15 protein-coding genes are annotated in these 14,234 nt (G+C 65.3%); 8 read left to right on the top strand and 7 right to left on the bottom strand.

The window, feature by feature from the left end; genetic code table 11:
- The first annotated feature begins 94 nt into the window (after nucleotides 1-94).
- Entirely contained in the window at nucleotides 95-1,423 is a 1,329-nt protein-coding gene (locus AC1RR3_RS37115) for an MFS transporter (RefSeq protein WP_492830047.1), read from the top strand.
- Nucleotides 1,424-1,495: 72 nt separating this feature from the next.
- Nucleotides 1,496-1,891, top strand: coding sequence for a c-type cytochrome (locus AC1RR3_RS37110; RefSeq protein WP_492830045.1), 396 nt, complete (start codon nucleotides 1,496-1,498; stop codon nucleotides 1,889-1,891).
- Nucleotides 1,892-1,901: 10 nt separating this feature from the next.
- Here AC1RR3_RS37110 and AC1RR3_RS37105 read toward each other — a convergent pair whose 3' ends face one another.
- A complete protein-coding gene (locus tag AC1RR3_RS37105) occupies nucleotides 1,902-3,401 on the bottom strand; it encodes a M48 family metalloprotease (protein WP_492830043.1) in 1,500 nt (499 codons plus the stop codon).
- Between the two features lie 25 nt (nucleotides 3,402-3,426).
- The gene (locus AC1RR3_RS37100; RefSeq protein ID WP_492830145.1) at nucleotides 3,427-4,293 is read right to left on the bottom strand and encodes a thermonuclease family protein; all 867 of its coding nucleotides are present in this window, start codon (nucleotides 4,291-4,293) and stop codon (nucleotides 3,427-3,429) included.
- Between the two features lie 247 nt (nucleotides 4,294-4,540).
- Here AC1RR3_RS37100 and AC1RR3_RS37095 point away from each other — a divergent pair, with 247 nt between their 5' ends.
- The 3 genes from AC1RR3_RS37095 to AC1RR3_RS37085 all read left to right on the top strand — a co-directional run bounded on the left by AC1RR3_RS37095 (nucleotide 4,541) and on the right by AC1RR3_RS37085 (nucleotide 7,419).
- On the top strand, nucleotides 4,541-5,749 hold the full coding sequence (locus tag AC1RR3_RS37095; protein WP_492830041.1) for an ABC transporter substrate-binding protein: 1,209 nt from the start codon (nucleotides 4,541-4,543) through the stop codon (nucleotides 5,747-5,749).
- 126 nt (nucleotides 5,750-5,875) lie between these two features.
- Entirely contained in the window at nucleotides 5,876-6,667 is a 792-nt protein-coding gene (locus AC1RR3_RS37090) for an enoyl-CoA hydratase (RefSeq protein WP_492830039.1), read from the top strand.
- Between the two features lie 2 nt (nucleotides 6,668-6,669).
- Nucleotides 6,670-7,419 carry a VOC family protein gene (locus tag AC1RR3_RS37085; RefSeq protein ID WP_492830143.1) on the top strand — a complete coding sequence of 250 codons (750 nt, stop codon included), beginning with the start codon at nucleotides 6,670-6,672 and terminating at the stop codon, nucleotides 7,417-7,419.
- 171 nt (nucleotides 7,420-7,590) lie between these two features.
- On the opposite strand, the gene AC1RR3_RS37080 is transcribed toward AC1RR3_RS37085, so the two are convergent.
- Genes AC1RR3_RS37080 through AC1RR3_RS37070 form a run of 3 tightly spaced genes read right to left on the bottom strand, consistent with a single transcriptional unit; the run spans nucleotide 7,591 to nucleotide 10,686 of the window.
- Nucleotides 7,591-8,403: an enoyl-CoA hydratase/isomerase family protein gene (locus AC1RR3_RS37080; protein ID WP_492830038.1), complete on the bottom strand. Its 813-nt coding sequence runs from the start codon at nucleotides 8,401-8,403 to the stop codon at nucleotides 7,591-7,593.
- 39 nt (nucleotides 8,404-8,442) lie between these two features.
- Complete coding sequence (locus AC1RR3_RS37075) at nucleotides 8,443-9,603, bottom strand: acyl-CoA dehydrogenase family protein (protein WP_008133127.1); 1,161 nt, start codon at nucleotides 9,601-9,603, stop codon at nucleotides 8,443-8,445.
- An 18-nt stretch (nucleotides 9,604-9,621) separates the two neighbouring features.
- Complete coding sequence (locus tag AC1RR3_RS37070) at nucleotides 9,622-10,686, bottom strand: acyl-CoA dehydrogenase family protein (protein WP_492830035.1); 1,065 nt, start codon at nucleotides 10,684-10,686, stop codon at nucleotides 9,622-9,624.
- Nucleotides 10,687-10,932: 246 nt separating this feature from the next.
- Here AC1RR3_RS37070 and AC1RR3_RS37065 point away from each other — a divergent pair, with 246 nt between their 5' ends.
- Complete coding sequence (locus AC1RR3_RS37065; protein WP_492830033.1) at nucleotides 10,933-11,718, top strand: SDR family NAD(P)-dependent oxidoreductase; 786 nt, start codon at nucleotides 10,933-10,935, stop codon at nucleotides 11,716-11,718.
- 95 nt (nucleotides 11,719-11,813) lie between these two features.
- Here AC1RR3_RS37065 and AC1RR3_RS37060 read toward each other — a convergent pair whose 3' ends face one another.
- Both AC1RR3_RS37060 and AC1RR3_RS37055 read right to left on the bottom strand, forming a co-directional pair.
- On the bottom strand, nucleotides 11,814-12,086 hold the full coding sequence (locus AC1RR3_RS37060) for a GlsB/YeaQ/YmgE family stress response membrane protein (RefSeq protein WP_492830031.1): 273 nt from the start codon (nucleotides 12,084-12,086) through the stop codon (nucleotides 11,814-11,816).
- 43 nt (nucleotides 12,087-12,129) lie between these two features.
- Nucleotides 12,130-12,720 (bottom strand): YidB family protein, encoded by a 591-nt coding sequence (locus tag AC1RR3_RS37055; protein WP_492830029.1) that lies wholly within the window; start codon nucleotides 12,718-12,720, stop codon nucleotides 12,130-12,132.
- A gap of 167 nt (nucleotides 12,721-12,887) precedes the next feature.
- Between AC1RR3_RS37055 and AC1RR3_RS37050 the strand changes: the two genes are divergently transcribed.
- Entirely contained in the window at nucleotides 12,888-13,889 is a 1,002-nt protein-coding gene (locus AC1RR3_RS37050; RefSeq protein WP_492830027.1) for a 2-dehydropantoate 2-reductase, read from the top strand.
- A gap of 26 nt (nucleotides 13,890-13,915) precedes the next feature.
- A complete protein-coding gene (locus tag AC1RR3_RS37045) occupies nucleotides 13,916-14,131 on the top strand; it encodes a hypothetical protein (protein WP_492830025.1) in 216 nt (71 codons plus the stop codon).
- The last annotated feature ends 103 nt before the right edge of the window (nucleotides 14,132-14,234 follow it).

Genomic DNA, 14,234 nt, shown 5'->3' with positions numbered 1-14,234 from the left:
GTTGCAGTGCGAAATGTTGCGCCAGACAGGGCCGGATTGCCTGGCGCCCCGCCGGGCGGTCGGCTTTGGTTTTCAGGACGTTAAGGGCGCACGAATGGCGACGGCACAGACCCCCGCACTGGCAGAAATCCCCTCGGGCGAGCACGGCCACGACCTGGCCAGTCCCGGCGAGATCGCCATCGGCGTCATCATCGGCCGGACCTCGGAATTCTTCGACTTCTTCGTCTACGCGATCGCCTCGGTGATAGTGTTCCCGCGCCTGGTGTTCCCGTTCACCAGCGAGCTGACCGGCACCTTCTATTCCTTCATGATCTTCGCGCTGGCCTTCATCGCCCGGCCGCTCGGCACCGTCATTTTCATGACGGTCGACCGGGAATACGGCAAGACGGCCAAGCTGGTCTCGGCGCTGTTCCTGCTCGGCACCGCCACCGTGGCGCTTGCCTTCCTGCCCGGCTATTCCGAGATCGGCGTTGCTGCGATCTGGCTGCTGGCGCTGGCGCGTATCGCGCAGGGTCTGGCCTGGGGCGGCGCCTGGGACGGCATGGCCTCGCTGCTGGCGCTGAATGCGCCGGCCTCCCAGCGCGGCTGGTACGCGATGGTGCCGCAGCTCGGGGCCCCGCTCGGGCTGATCGTGGCCAGCGCGCTGTTCGCCTATTTCGCCGGCAATCTCTCCGCCGACGATTTCTTCGACTGGGGCTGGCGCTATCCGTTCTTCGTCGCCTTCGCCATCAACGTCGTGGCGCTGTTCGCGCGCCTGCGCATGGTGACGACGGAAGAATATGCCACGCTGTTCGAAACCCGCGAATTGCAGCCCGCGCGCATCTCCGAGACGGTCGCGCGTGAAGGCCAGAACATCATGCTTGGTGCGTTCGCGCCGCTGGCGAGTTTTGCGCTGTTCCACATGGTCACGGTGTTTCCGCTGTCCTGGGTGTTCCTGTTCACCCGCGAAAGCCCGGTGCGATTCCTGATCATCGAGATCGTTGCCGCCGTGTTCGGTGTCGCCGCGATCGTGGCCTCCGGCATCATCGCCGACCGCGTCGGCCGCAAATCGCTGCTGATGGGATCGGCGATCGCAATCGCGATCTATAGCGGTTTCGCTCCGCAGCTGCTCGACGCCGGCGCGTTCGGCGAGACCATCTACATGGTGATCGGCTTCATCCTGCTCGGTCTCTCGTTCGGCCAGTCCTCAGGCGCGATCGCCTCGAACTTCCGGCAGGCGTACCGCTACACGGCTTCGGCGCTGACCTCGGATATGGCCTGGCTGTTCGGTGCCGGCTTCGCTCCGCTGGTCGCGCTGCTGCTCGCCACCAATCTCGGGGTCATCGCTTCGGGCGCGTATCTGCTGTCCGGCGCATTCTGGACCCTGCTCGCGCTCTGGCTCAGCGGCCAGCGCGAGGCCGGCGATATGGACGCGGGCGCCTGAACCGCGTCCCGCGGACGGGAATAAAACTCGGGGCGAACGATCCTGTTTGCGGTGACGCAAGCAGGAGATCCCATGAACGTCCGGTCCAATCCCGCCCACCAGCGAAGCTTTGCAAGCCTGGTCTTTGCCGCCGTCGCGATCATCTGCTCGACCGGACTTGCCCACGCCACCGGCAACGTCGCGCGCGGCCAGACGCTCTACAAGGGCTGCGCGGATTGTCATTCGATCAGCGAGAACGCTGTCGGTCCGATGCACAAGGGCGTGGTTGGGCGCAAGGCGGGCAGCGTTCCCGGCTACGACTACTCGCCCGATCTGAAGAACTCAGGGATCGTCTGGACCGAGGACAATCTCGACAAATGGCTGGCCGGGCCGCAGGCCATGGTGCCAGAAACCAAGATGTTTTTCGACGTGCCGGATGCGCAGGATCGCGCTGACATCATCGCGTTTTTGAAGGAGAAGGCGCGGTAGTCGGCGCGCGTCAATCCGCCACGATCTTCACGCGATCCCGCACCTTCACCTGCGCGTTGCGATCGAGCCCGTTCAGGACGCGGAAGCGCTCGGAGGGATGGTCGACGCCGGCCATGCGGTGGGAGAGCGACTCAACGGTGTCACCCGGCTGCACGGTGATGACCTTGATGCGCAGCGGGCGCGCGGCCTGGATCTCGTCGAGCGTCAGGCGGCGGAATGAATTGACGGTCTCGCGCGCGTTGCGCTCGCTTTCGGTCGATTTCTGCCGTGTGGCGAAGATGAAGCGATAGACGTCGCTGCCAAAGCGCAGCGCATAGACCTTGAACTGCCACTGGTCGCCCTTGGCGGTGGCGGACGCGGCGGGGAAGCCGTTGATGTTCAGGTCCTCGGTCGAAGCCTTCTCGACGCCCTCCATCCAGCCGGAATTGAGGTAATCACCGAGCGACTGCTCGGCCGGCACCCGCACGACGTCGAAGCGCATCGCCTGCGAGCCGCCGTCGCGCACGCCGATCACCGCCTGCGCGGTGTTGTCGAGCGTAAAATTGTCCGGCGCCTGGAAGGTGAAGCCGAGTTTTGGATGCAGGAAACGCCGCCCGCGCACAAAACCTTCGCTGGGGTCCTCGCCATAGACGAGGTTGTCGATCGCGGCGAGATAGCTCTCGCGGTCGCGCTCGCCGCCTTCCGGGGCAACGTATTGCCGCGCGATGGTCTGCGCGTTCTGCACGCGCTCGGGCGTTGCCGGATGCGACGAGGTGAAATCCTGCGCGCGCGGATCGAGCGAGGTCTTGCCGGCCTTCAGCTCGGCATTTCGCTCCATCGCGGAGAGGAAGCGGGCGGCTCCATACGGGTCGAAATGGGCCTTGGCGGAGATGCCGACGCCGATGCCGTCGGCCTCGAACTCCTGGTTGCGCGAAAAGCTCGCCATGGTGAGCTTGGTCTTGGCCAGCGCGAGCGCGGTGAGGTCAGGGTCGTTGCTCATGTCGGTGACGACACGGGTGACGATCGCGGCCTGGCGCGCCTGGTCCTCGCGCATCGCCGCGTGCTTGGACAGCACATGCGCCATCTCGTGGCTGAGCACGGAGGACAATTCCGACGTATCGCTCGCGAGCGCAAGCAGACCGCGCGTGACATAGAGCTGGCCGTTCGGCAGCGCGAAGGCGTTCACCGCGCCGGAATTGAGGATCGTGACCCGGTAGCCCTGGTCGGGGCGGTCGGAGGCGGCGACGAGCCGGTCGACAGTCTTGCTGACCAGCGATTCGAGCCTGGGGTCGTCATAGGTGCCGCCATAGCTCGCCAGGATGCGCTCATGCTCCTTCTCGGTGGCGGGGGTCTGCGCGACGGCCGGTTTCGGCTTCGGCATCGCGACGGTCGCCGGCGCCGCTGCGGTCTGGAACCGGTTCATGTCGCCGCAGCCGGCAAGAAGCCCGCCCAGCACAAGGCATAGCGCAGCCGGCGCAGCCCGCAGGCGGCGGCCTTCACCCGTCCAGTGCTGTTCTAGCACCCCATTCACGTCGCTTAACCCGTGCCTGGCCCGTTTAAGGCCTTACCCCTGTCGGCTCGTTTGCGCCCAGCAACTCGATCTGCCCCACCCTGAGCACATCGATACGCGGCCCCGTATTCCCCTCAATCCAGCCCCGGACTCGAATACGCCGATTTTCCAGGGACTTAAGGGCCACACCGGCGCTCTCGAACGCCGGTAACGCGCGCCTTGAAATAGTCACGGCAAAGCCGCGTGTCCAGTTCCGTCCGAAGTTGAGGTAGGTCATTGCCCCAGCTTGCCGGACCGACAGGACTTTGCCCTCGACCACCATAAAGCGCCCGATCCCGGCCAAAATATCGTCCGGACTTTCCGCGTTTTTTATGGCCGACGGGTCAGCCCAGTTGCCCTTTTTTTGACGGCGCGCCTCGGCCTCCGCCGCCATCAGGGCGGCCGCGCAGTCCTTGTCGGTGACTTCCGCGGAGACGATGGCCTCGCCCTGGGCCAGGAGCGTGGCCTGGACCGAGGTGTCGTTCTCGCCGATGAACAGGATCGCGCCCTGCCGGCCATAACGGTCCGGCGTGTCGTCCGCGCTCCGCAACGTCACGTCGCGGCCGACGAGCAGCGATATCAGCGCCTGCTTCGTCGTCGATGTCGCCTCGATCCCGCTGAGGCGGATTTCGCGACCGTCGTCGAGACGTACACTGCGGGGATCGATGATGGCGGCGACGCGGCCTTCGCCCTGCGTTTCGAATTGGCACGGCGTGGCGAACGCAGCGCGACCCGCGACGAGAAGAAGTGCGACGATGAGGTGATGCAGTCGCGTCACGTTGCCCGGAGAGGTTGCGTTGCGCTCTAGCTTTAACCCAAGCCCGGCCGGCGGCGAAAGGGTGTGACGTTCCGTTCTCTCCTCACACGCCGTCATTGCGAGCGCAGCGAAGCAATCCAGAATCTCTCCGCGGTGGCAGCTGGGTTGCTTCGCTGCGCTCGCAATGACGGCGTGGAAGCGTTTCGCCGCATCTCGCCATTCCGCTTTGCGGAAAACATGCACGGCAATCGCGCGCTTGTAGCGCCCCTCGCGCTTGCTGCGCTGCCGCGCATGCGGCATGATTATGGCAACAGCAATAACCAAGCCGCCATCAGAGACAGGCGATCAAGGGAGGTCTTTTTCGATGAAGCATATTTTGTCGGGCATTTTTGCCGCAGCGTTTGCCTTGAGTGCGAGCGCCGCCGCGCAGGCCCAGGACAAGCCGCCACTCAAGATCGGCGGCATTCTCGACATGTCGAGCCTGTACGCCGACATCACCGGTCCCGGCAGCGAGACCGCGGCCAAGATGGCCGTCGAAGACTTTGGCGGCGAGGTGCTGGGACGCAAGATCCAGGTGCTGGCCGCCGACCATCAGAACAAGGCCGACCTCTCCGCCAACATCGCCCGCGACATGCTCGACAATCAGGGTGTCGAGATGATCTACGACGTCGCGGCCTCCGCGACCGCGCTTGCGGCTGGCGAGATCGCGAAAGCGCGCAACAAGATCATCATGTTCAACGGCCCGGGCTCGATCCGTCTCACCAACGAGGCCTGCGGTCCCTATACCGTGCATTACGTCTTCGACACGTTCGGCCAGGCCAACGTGACCGGCCTTGCCGCCGTGAAGTCGGGCCTCGATACCTGGTTCTTCCTCACCGCCGACTACGCCTTCGGCCAGGATCTGGAGAAGGACACCAGCGCCGTCGTCACCAAGACCGGCGGCAAGGTGCTCGGCAGCGTGCGCCATCCGCTCAACACGTCGGATTTCTCGTCGTTCCTGCTGCAGGCCCAGGCCTCCAAAGCCAAGGTGATCGGGCTTGCCAACGCCGGCGGCGATACCGTCAACGCCATCAAGCAGGCGGCCGAGTTCGGCATCACCAAGGGCGGCCAGAAGGTCTCGCCGTTGCTCGCCTTCGTTTCCGACATCGACTCGATCGGACTGGAGACCGCGCAGGGCCTGCTGCTGGCCGAAGCATTCTACTGGGACCTCAACGACGACACGCGTGCGTTCTCGAAGCGCTTCATGGAGCGCACCAAGCGCGTGCCGACCTCGGCGCAGGCCGGCGTCTATTCGTCCGTCACGCATTATCTGAAGGCCGTGAAGGCGGCCGGCACGACGGATGCAGCTACGGTCATCAAGGTGATGAAGGAAACGCCGATCAACGACTTCTTCGCCAAGAACGGCAAGATCCGCGAAGACGGCCGCATGATCCACGACATGTATCTGTTCGAGGTGAAGAAGCCGTCGGAATCCAAGGGGCGTTGGGACGATTACAAGCTGCTCGCCACCGTCCCCGGCAACGAGGCGTTCCAGTCGCTGGAGCAATCGCGCTGTCCGTTGGTGAAGAAGTGACGGCGTGACCTAAGCCACGATGTCATCCCGGGGCGCAAAGCGAACCCGGGATCTCGAGGTTCCGGGTTCGCCGCTTTCGCGGCGCCCCGGAACGACGGTGAGGAACAACAACAAGGGAGACGTCCCATGAGCAACGACATGGTCCTGCAAAAGCTCGAAGGCGGGCTGCTCACCATCACGATGAACCGGCCCGAGCGGAAGAACGCGCTCAACCCCGAGATGGTGGCGGGGCTGGTCGAGGCGGCGCGGCGCGCGGCTGACGATCCCGAGGTGCGCGCGGTGCTGTTCAAGGGTGCCGGTGGCTCGTTCTGCGTCGGCGGTGATGTCAAGTCGATGGCGGCAGGCCGGGCGCCGCTGCCGTTCGAAGTGAAAATGGCGAACCTGCGCCGCGGCATGGAAGTGTCGCGCATCCTGCACCAGATGCCGAAGCCGGTGGTGGCACAGCTTGACGGCGCCGCGGCCGGTGCCGGCCTCTCGATGGCGCTGTCGTGTGATCTGCGCGTCGCCTCGGAATCCTGCAAGATCACGACGGCCTTCGCAAAAGTCGGCTTCTCCGGCGATTACGGCGGCACTTACTTCCTCACCCAGCTGCTCGGCAGCGCGCGGGCGCGCGAACTCTATTTGACCTCGCCGGTGCTCACGGCGAAGGAGGCCCACGCGATCGGCATGGTGACGAAGGTCGTGCCCGACGCCGAGATCGATACTGCCGCGCACGAGCTTGCGCTGTCGCTGGCGCAGGGGCCGTCGATCGCGCTCGGCTTCATCAAGCGCAACATCAACAACGCCGAGCATCTGCCGCTGGAGGATTGCTTCGACGGCGAGGCGATCCACCACACCCGCTGCAGCGACACCGAGGATCACAAGGAAGCCGCAAAGGCTTTCGTCGAGAAACGCAAGCCATCCTTCAAGGGCGCATGACGATGTCCTCCTACATGCGGCTGCGGCAGATCTGTCTCGTCGCGCCGCAGCTCGCGCCTGTCATCTCCGATATCGCCGAGATCATGGGCCTCGCCGTCTGCTACCGCGACGGCAATGTCGCGAAATACGGCCTGGAGAACGCGCTGCTCCCGGTCGACACGATTCTGTTGGAGGTGGTGGCGCCGTTCAGGGACGGCACCACGGCCGGCCGCTTCATCGAGAAGACCGGCGGCCGCGGCGGCTATATGGCGATCTTCTGCTGCGATGATCCGGACGAGCGTGGCCGCAATGCCAACGCGCTTGGCGTGCGCACCGCGAACGTGATCGACCACGCGCCCTATCACGGCGTGCAGCTCCATCCCCGCGACTGCCGCGCCGCTTTCATCGAGTTCAACCACACCGAAGGCAGCGACGACGTTCTGGGTGCCTATCCGCCGGCGGGGCCGGACTGGCAAACCTTCATTCGCAAGGACGTGACGCAGGCGCTGACGGCCGTGGAGATGCAGAGTCCGGATCCGCGAGGGCTGGCGGAGCATTGGGGCAAGATCATCGGTGTTGCCCCGAGTAGCGATGCCGAATTGAAGCTGCCCAATGCAAACTTCCGGTTCGTCAAGGGCGCCAGCGAAATCATGAGCGCGCTGGAGTTTCGGGTAACCGATCCCGCGAGCGTGCTGCATGCGGCGAGGGCGAAGGGGCTGGCGGTGGCGGGGAGCGAGTTCCTGCTCGGCGGGGTGACCTTCCGCGTAAGCTAAGGGCTTGCCGGCGCTTGCCCTCTCCCCTTGTGGAGAGGGTGGCTCGCCGCGAAGCGGCGAGACGGGTGAGGGGTTGTCTCCACAAGCACGCCCTCTTGTATTCGTGGAGAGAGACCCCTCATCCGGCGCTTCGCGCCACCTTCTCTCACAAGGGGAGAAGGAAGAACGGACTCACCTTCCCTTAAAATTCGCGGCCCGCCGTTCTTCCGTCGCCTTCACGCCTTCCTTGAAGTCCTCCGTCGCACGCAGACGCGTCTGCTCCGCGAGTTCGTGATTGGTCGCAGCCATCACGCGGTCGGCGAGGCCGGCGCGCATGGTGGCGCGGGTGGAGAGCAGGCCGAGCGGGGAGCATTCGGCGATCTCGCCGGCAAGCTTCATCGCGGCTGACTTCACCTGGTCCTGCGGCACCAGCTCGTTGGCGAGGCCCCATTCCACCGCCTCTTCGCCGGTGACGCGGCGGCTGGTGTAGAACATCAGCTCGGCGTTGTTCTTGCCGATCAATTCCGGCAGCGTCGTCGTCAGGCCGAAGCCGGGATGGAAGCCCAGCTTGGTGAAGTTCGCGGAGAAGCGCGCTTCCGGGCAGGTGACGCGGAAATCCGCCGACACGGCGAGGCCCAGGCCACCACCGATGGCCGCGCCCTGCACAGCCGCGACGATCGGCTTCTTGGCGCGGAAGATGCGCACGGCCTGGATGTAGAGGTGGTTGATCGGGCCGAGATTGTCGGCCGGATCGCCCTTCTTCTCGGCCTCGCGTGCTTCCTGCGCCTGCCGCGCCGGATCGCCGAAATTGGCGCCGGCGCAGAACGCCTTGCCTTGCGCGGAGAGAACCGAGGCGCGGATCTCGATGTCGCGATCGAACTCGTCGAGCGCATCCGCGATCTGGTTGATCAGCGAGATGTCGAAGAAGTTCAGCGGTGGGCGGCGGATCTCGATGGTGCCGACATGCCCGACCTTCTCGACGCCGATATCTTTATAGGTGCTCATGATGTCCTCGAAGTGTTAGCGCAGGCCCAGTCCGCGCGACTAGCGCAAACCAAGTCCGCGCGCGATGATGCCGCGCAGCACCTCGGTGGTGCCGCCCTGGATGGTGAGTTTCGGTGCGGTCTTGATGGCGAAGTCGAGCTGCCGCTCCAGCGTCTCGCGGTTGGTCGCGGTCTCCTCGACGAAGGCGGCCAGGTCGCGGACGCGGTGCGGAAGCTGCTGCTCCCAGACCGTGCCGATGTCCTTGACGATGGACGCTTCCACGACCGGCTCCTTGCCGGCTTGCAGCATGCCGGCGACGGAGACCGACATGCGGCGCATGGTGTGGAGCTGCGCCACCAGCCGGCCGATGCCTTCGGCGCTACGCGTATCCGGATTGGGACCGACCGCGCGGACCAGCTCGGTCAGCACATAATAGGTCTCGAGGAATCGCTCGGGGCCCGAACGCTCATAGGCGAGCTCTGATGTCGCCTGTTTCCACGCGCCGTCGACTTCGCCGAGCACGTGATCGTCGGGAACGAAGAAGTCGGTGAACACGACCTCGTTGAATTCGTACTGGCCGGTGATCTGGCCAATCGGGTTCACCTGAATGCCCGGCTGCTTCATCTTGACCAGAAACTGCGTCAGGCCGTGGCGGCGGTTTTCCTTGGTCGGCTGCGAGGTCCGGAAGATCGCGATCATGTAGTCGGCGATATGTGCCGACGAGGTCCAGATCTTGGTGCCGTTGATCAGATAGCCGCCGTCGGTCTTGGTCGCGCGCGTCTTTGCTGCGAACAGGTCCGAGCCCGAGTTTGGCTCGCTCATGCCGATGGCAAAGCAGATCTCGCCGCGGCAGATGCGCGGCAGGATGTCCATCTTGATATGCTCGGGCGCGTATTTGATCAGCACCGGCCCGCTCTGGCGGTCGGCGACGAAGAAGCGCCGCGTCGGCGCGTTGGCCACGCGCATCTCTTCCGTCACCACGTAGCGCTCGAGGAAGGAGCGCTCCTGGCCGCCGTATTTCTTGGGCCAGGTCATGCCCAGCCAGCCCTTGGCGCCGACCCGGCGGGAGAATTCCGGCGCGTCGGTGTCTTCGCGGTTGGGCTTGTGCGGATCGAAGGTGCCGGCGGCGATTTCTTCGGCGAGGAACGCGCGCACTTCCTTGCGCAGTTGCTCACACTTCTCGGGCAGGCGGATCGGATCGAAACGGAGGGCAGCGGTCATTGTTGTCTCGTCCCCTGATCAGCGCGAAGCCACGAGCGGCCACAATTCGTCGGCGCCACGCTTGGCGACGAGCTTGCCGAGCTCGACGGCCCAGTGGCTCTCCGAGCCGAAATCGTCGCGCCAGGCCAGCGCCCGCAGCGAAAAGCGGTGCAGGATATGCTCGCTGGTGAAGCCGATCGCGCCATGGACCTGATGCGCGATGGCGCCGCCTTTCTCCGCGGCTTCGGCGCAGCGGATCTTTGCGGAGGCGGCTTCGAGATAAACCTCGTCGTCGAACGACCTTGCATTCGCGATGGCGTCGGCGGCCGAAGTGGCGGCCGCAAGCGCGGCGGCGGATTCACCGGCGAGGCGCGCGAGATTGTGCTGCACCGCCTGGAATTTCGAGATCTTCTTCTCGAAGGCGACGCGCTCGTTGGAGTAACGCACGGAGATGTCGAGCATCGATTCCAGCGCGCCGGCGATCTGCAGGCTGCGCGCGACGCCGCCCATCAGCATCAGATTGGTCTGCTCAAAGCCCTTCGGCGCGGCCTTGATGGTGACCGGCTGGACCTTGTCGAGCGTGACGGTGTCGCTGTGGTCGTAGCCGACATTGAGGCCGGATTCGATCCGGCCCTTGCTTGCGTCGACCAGCGCGATCACGGCGCCGTCCTTGCCATGCGCCAGCACCGCAAAATGCTTCGCCACCTTGGCAAAGGGCACGCCGCGGCAGCGGCCCGAGAGGGCGCCGTCGGCATCGAGCGTGACGCGATCCCTGGGAGAAGCCGGCAGCAGCGTCATCTCGCCCTCGGGCGAGGAAATCTTCGCCTGCGCCAGCAGCCAGCCTGCGAGCATGGTCTCGGCCAGGGGAACCGCAACCGCGAAGCGGCCGGCGGCGTTCAGCAGTGCAAAGCCGTCGGCCAGGCTCGCGCCGGAGCCGCCGAGATCGTCGGGCACCCAGGACAACGGCAATCCAGCCTCGCTCAGCGCTTGCCATAGCGGCGCCTGCCACGAACCCTTCCTGTCATTATTGATTGCTTGCGGATCGGCGAGATCGGCGAAGATTTTTTCCGCGGTCTCGACGACGATATTGTCACTCTCCGCCACAGCGTTCCCCGTGTTTTGCCATTGGCGCGTCCCGCCTGACGGGCCGGCGCGCGGCTTCTTCTTGCGCCCGATGATCCGAAAAAGCCATGGCCCTGACAAGCGTTGATCGCAGGCCCATCTGCGGCTTCGGCATGGGCGCAAGAGGTGATCTGGACTAATTCCGCTTAGCGGAGTTTGCTCGATTTGCAGGGCGCGACAAACTCGCTAAACAGGGCGCCAAGATCAGATACAGGGAAGGACATCAGGATGGCAACGGACGGCTTGTGCGCAATCGTGACGGGGTCCGCATCCGGACTAGGGGCTGCGACCGCGGCAATTCTCGCAGCGAGCGGGGCGCGGCTCGTCATCAACTATTCGTCGAGCCAGAAGGAAGCCGAGGCCACGGCAGAGCTCTGCCGCAAGGCGGGCGCAGCCGAGGTGCTGGTCGCGCAGGGCGACGTTTCAAAGGATGAGGATTGCCGCAAGATCGTTGCGGCAGCCGGTGGCTGGGGCCGGCTCGACGTGCTCGTGAACAATGCGGGCACGACCAAGCACGTGGCCCATGCCAATCTCGACGGATTGTCCGCGGAAGATTTCCAGCGGCTCTATGGCGTCAATACCATCGGCCCGTTCCAGATGGTGCGTGCGGCGCGCAGCCTGCTCGAGACCGGTGCGAACGCGTCGGGGCGCCCCTCCGCCGTGGTCAACATTTCCTCCGTTGCCGGCATCAGCGGCGTCGGCTCGTCGATTGCGTATGCCGCGAGCAAGGGCGCGCTGAACACGATGACGCTGTCGCTGTCGCGCGCGCTGGCGCCGCTGATTCGCGTCAACACGGTGTGCCCCGGCTATATCGACACACCCTGGTTCACCAAGGGCCGCGGCGAGGCGGCGGCAAAGCAGGTGCGCGACAGCGTGGTGGCGAAGGTGCCGCTGAAGGTCGCGTCAACGGCCGACGACATCGCGCAGCTCGTCTGTTTCCTGGCGATGCCGGCGTCCGGCAACATGACCGGCGAGATCGTGCGCATGGATGCGGGGGCGCATCTGATTGCGTGATGCTACACGACGTCATTCCGGGGCGATGCGTGAGCATCGAACCCGGAATCTCGAGATTCCGGGTTGGCGCTTTGCGCGCTCCGGAATGACAGTAGCTACCCCTTGATCACGCCGCTCGCCACCAGCCGGTGCCAGATGAACAGCACCACCACCGCGCCGATTGTGGCCATGATGAAGCCGGCGCCCTGGTCGGGGCCATAGTGCCCGATCGCCTGGCCGACGAATGTCGCCAGAAACGCACCCGCGATCCCGAGGATGGTGGTGAGGATGAAGCCGCTCGGGTTGTTCGGTCCCGGCGCGAGCCATCGCGCGATGAGGCCGGCGATGAAGCCGACGACGATGATCCACAACAGGCCGCCCATGCTCATGTCAGTGCTCCCCTTCCCGAGAACGCGTAGCTCAACATTTTGATTAGATTCTGCCCGAGAGTTCGTTCTCGGTCGGCAGCCGTCCGTCCGGCGTCAGATGGTCGACCACCTGCGGCAGGTACTGGCTGAGGCCGGAGAGCAGCTCCTCGCGCGACAGGCCGCTCTGGGCGGACAGGCTTTCGATCTGGTCGGCGCCGAGCGCGTTCGCGAGATCGCCGGGCGCGATCGCCTTGTTCTCGCCCTTGCCGACCCAGGTGTTCGCGGTCTCGCCGTGGCCGCCCTGCTGAAGCTGGTTGAGGAGATCGCCGAGGCCACCGCTGAGCACGCTGCCGGCCGCGCCGCCCGCGAGAAGGCCGCCGAGGCCGCCCTTGAGCAGGTCGCTGAGACCGCCGCTCCCGCCGGGAAGAGGGCTCCCGCCAGTATTCACAGGCGTCGGAGGCGGCAGGGGTGAGCGCTGCTGCGGGGCAGGCGCCGCGCCGGGCTGGCCTGCCGTCAAATGCTTGAATGCTTTCCACCCAAGCAGGGCAATGATCGCCATCGTCATCGGCGACATGCCGCCGGACGATGGTTGCTCGCCCGTACGCGATCCGTGCGGGCCGTTCTGCATGCCGTTGAGGACGTCGAGTAGACCCATGGTGCTCTCCTTTGGCGTTCTCGTCGGCGAGTTCTCGCCGGTGACAGCCCCCGAAACGAAAACATATGGGGCTCTCATGACGGTTACAAGGCGAATGCGTCGCAAGCGATGGGCAGCCGGCGTTGCCTCTGCTATCGAAGGCGGGACGTTAAGGAGAGCGAGGTCTGGTGGTTACGGATCGACCGATCGTGGTGGCGGGCGCGGGCGCCATCGGCTGTTTTGTCGGAGGCCAGCTGGCAGCCTCAGGCCGCCGCGTCGCGCTGCTGGTGCGGCCGCGGGTGAAGACCGAGATCGAGCGGTTCGGCCTGCGGCTGACCGATTTCGACGGCTCCGAGAAGAAGCTCGGCCCGGGCCAGCTCGCGCTCTCGGAAGACCCCGCCATCTTCCACAGTGCCGGCATCGTGCTGGTGACGGTGAAGAGCGCCGATACCGCCGATGTCGCCGACCAGATCGCACAGCATGCGCCGCAGGACGCGGTCATCGTGTCCCTGCAAAACGGCGTCGGCAATGTCGCGGTGCTGCGCGAGCGTCTCGGCGGCCGGCGCGTGCTCGCCGGCATGGTGCCGTTCAACGTGGTCGCCATGGGCGAGGGGCGCTTCCACCGCTCGAGCTCGGGCGACATCCATGTCGGAGAAGATGCCGAGAACACGGCCGGGGCGCTCTCGGTGCCCGGCCTCGCGGTGCGCGCGAGCGGTGACATCACCGGCGTGCAATGGGGCAAGCTGATCATCAATCTGAACAACGCGCTCAGCGCGCTCTCCGACATGCCGCTCGCCGCGCAATTGGCGAACCGCGATTGGCGAAGGCTATTCGCCGACCAGATGGCCGAAGGGCTGGCCGCGATGAGAGCCGCCGGCATCACGCCGGCTTCGGCGACGCCGATCCCGCCAAACTGGATGCCGACCTTGCTGCGGCTGCCCGACATGATCTTCAACGCGATCCTGGGGCGGACCATGAAGATCGATCCCGAGGCGCGCTCTTCGATGTGGCAGGATCTGAAGCTGGGGCGCAGGACCGAGATCGACTATCTCCAGGGCGCGGTCATTTCGCTTGCCGAGCAGAACAATGTCGCCGTGCCGCTGATGCGCCGCATTGTTGCGCTGATCAAGGAGGCTGAGATTGCCGGCAACGGCCCGCCCGGGCTGACGCCGCAGCAGATTCGCGGGTAGCGGCCTGAGCGCGAGGGAGAAACGCGATGAAGCATTGTCTAATGATCGGGCTGGTGCTGGCCGCGCTCTGCGCTGCGTCCACGCTGGCGCAGGCAAGGCCGCCGACGGTCATGAACTCCCCCGGCTATGACAGGCGATTGCAGGAGAGCCGGTCGCAATTGGGCAGCTCGCCGACGACAACGGCGCCGGCGGATGCGCCGGTGGTCAAACCGAAGCGCAGCAAGAAGAAGCACGCGAACTGAGGCTGTGAACGCGAGTCTCCATCCTACTCGTCATTGCGAGCGCAGCGAAGCAATCCAGAATCCCTCCGCGGAAAGACTCTGGATTGCTTCGCTGCGCTCGCAA

Source organism: Bradyrhizobium sp. GW821-FHT13H05 (assembly GCF_058804065.1).
Note: the sequence above shows the minus strand (reverse complement) of the source record. Positions and strands in the feature narration are given on the sequence as shown.

Coding starts and splice junctions, on each gene's coding strand:
- AC1RR3_RS37115 (WP_492830047.1), top strand. CDS start 95: ATGGCGACGGCACAGACCCCCGCACTGGCAGAAATCCCCTCGGGCGAG.
- AC1RR3_RS37110 (WP_492830045.1), top strand. CDS start 1,496: ATGAACGTCCGGTCCAATCCCGCCCACCAGCGAAGCTTTGCAAGCCTG.
- AC1RR3_RS37100 (WP_492830145.1), bottom strand. CDS start 4,293: ATGACGGCGTGTGAGGAGAGAACGGAACGTCACACCCTTTCGCCGCCG.
- AC1RR3_RS37095 (WP_492830041.1), top strand. CDS start 4,541: ATGAAGCATATTTTGTCGGGCATTTTTGCCGCAGCGTTTGCCTTGAGT.
- AC1RR3_RS37090 (WP_492830039.1), top strand. CDS start 5,876: ATGAGCAACGACATGGTCCTGCAAAAGCTCGAAGGCGGGCTGCTCACC.
- AC1RR3_RS37085 (WP_492830143.1), top strand. CDS start 6,670: ATGTCCTCCTACATGCGGCTGCGGCAGATCTGTCTCGTCGCGCCGCAG.
- AC1RR3_RS37080 (WP_492830038.1), bottom strand. CDS start 8,403: ATGAGCACCTATAAAGATATCGGCGTCGAGAAGGTCGGGCATGTCGGC.
- AC1RR3_RS37075 (WP_008133127.1), bottom strand. CDS start 9,603: ATGACCGCTGCCCTCCGTTTCGATCCGATCCGCCTGCCCGAGAAGTGT.
- AC1RR3_RS37065 (WP_492830033.1), top strand. CDS start 10,933: ATGGCAACGGACGGCTTGTGCGCAATCGTGACGGGGTCCGCATCCGGA.
- AC1RR3_RS37060 (WP_492830031.1), bottom strand. CDS start 12,086: ATGAGCATGGGCGGCCTGTTGTGGATCATCGTCGTCGGCTTCATCGCC.
- AC1RR3_RS37055 (WP_492830029.1), bottom strand. CDS start 12,720: ATGGGTCTACTCGACGTCCTCAACGGCATGCAGAACGGCCCGCACGGA.
- AC1RR3_RS37045 (WP_492830025.1), top strand. CDS start 13,916: ATGAAGCATTGTCTAATGATCGGGCTGGTGCTGGCCGCGCTCTGCGCT.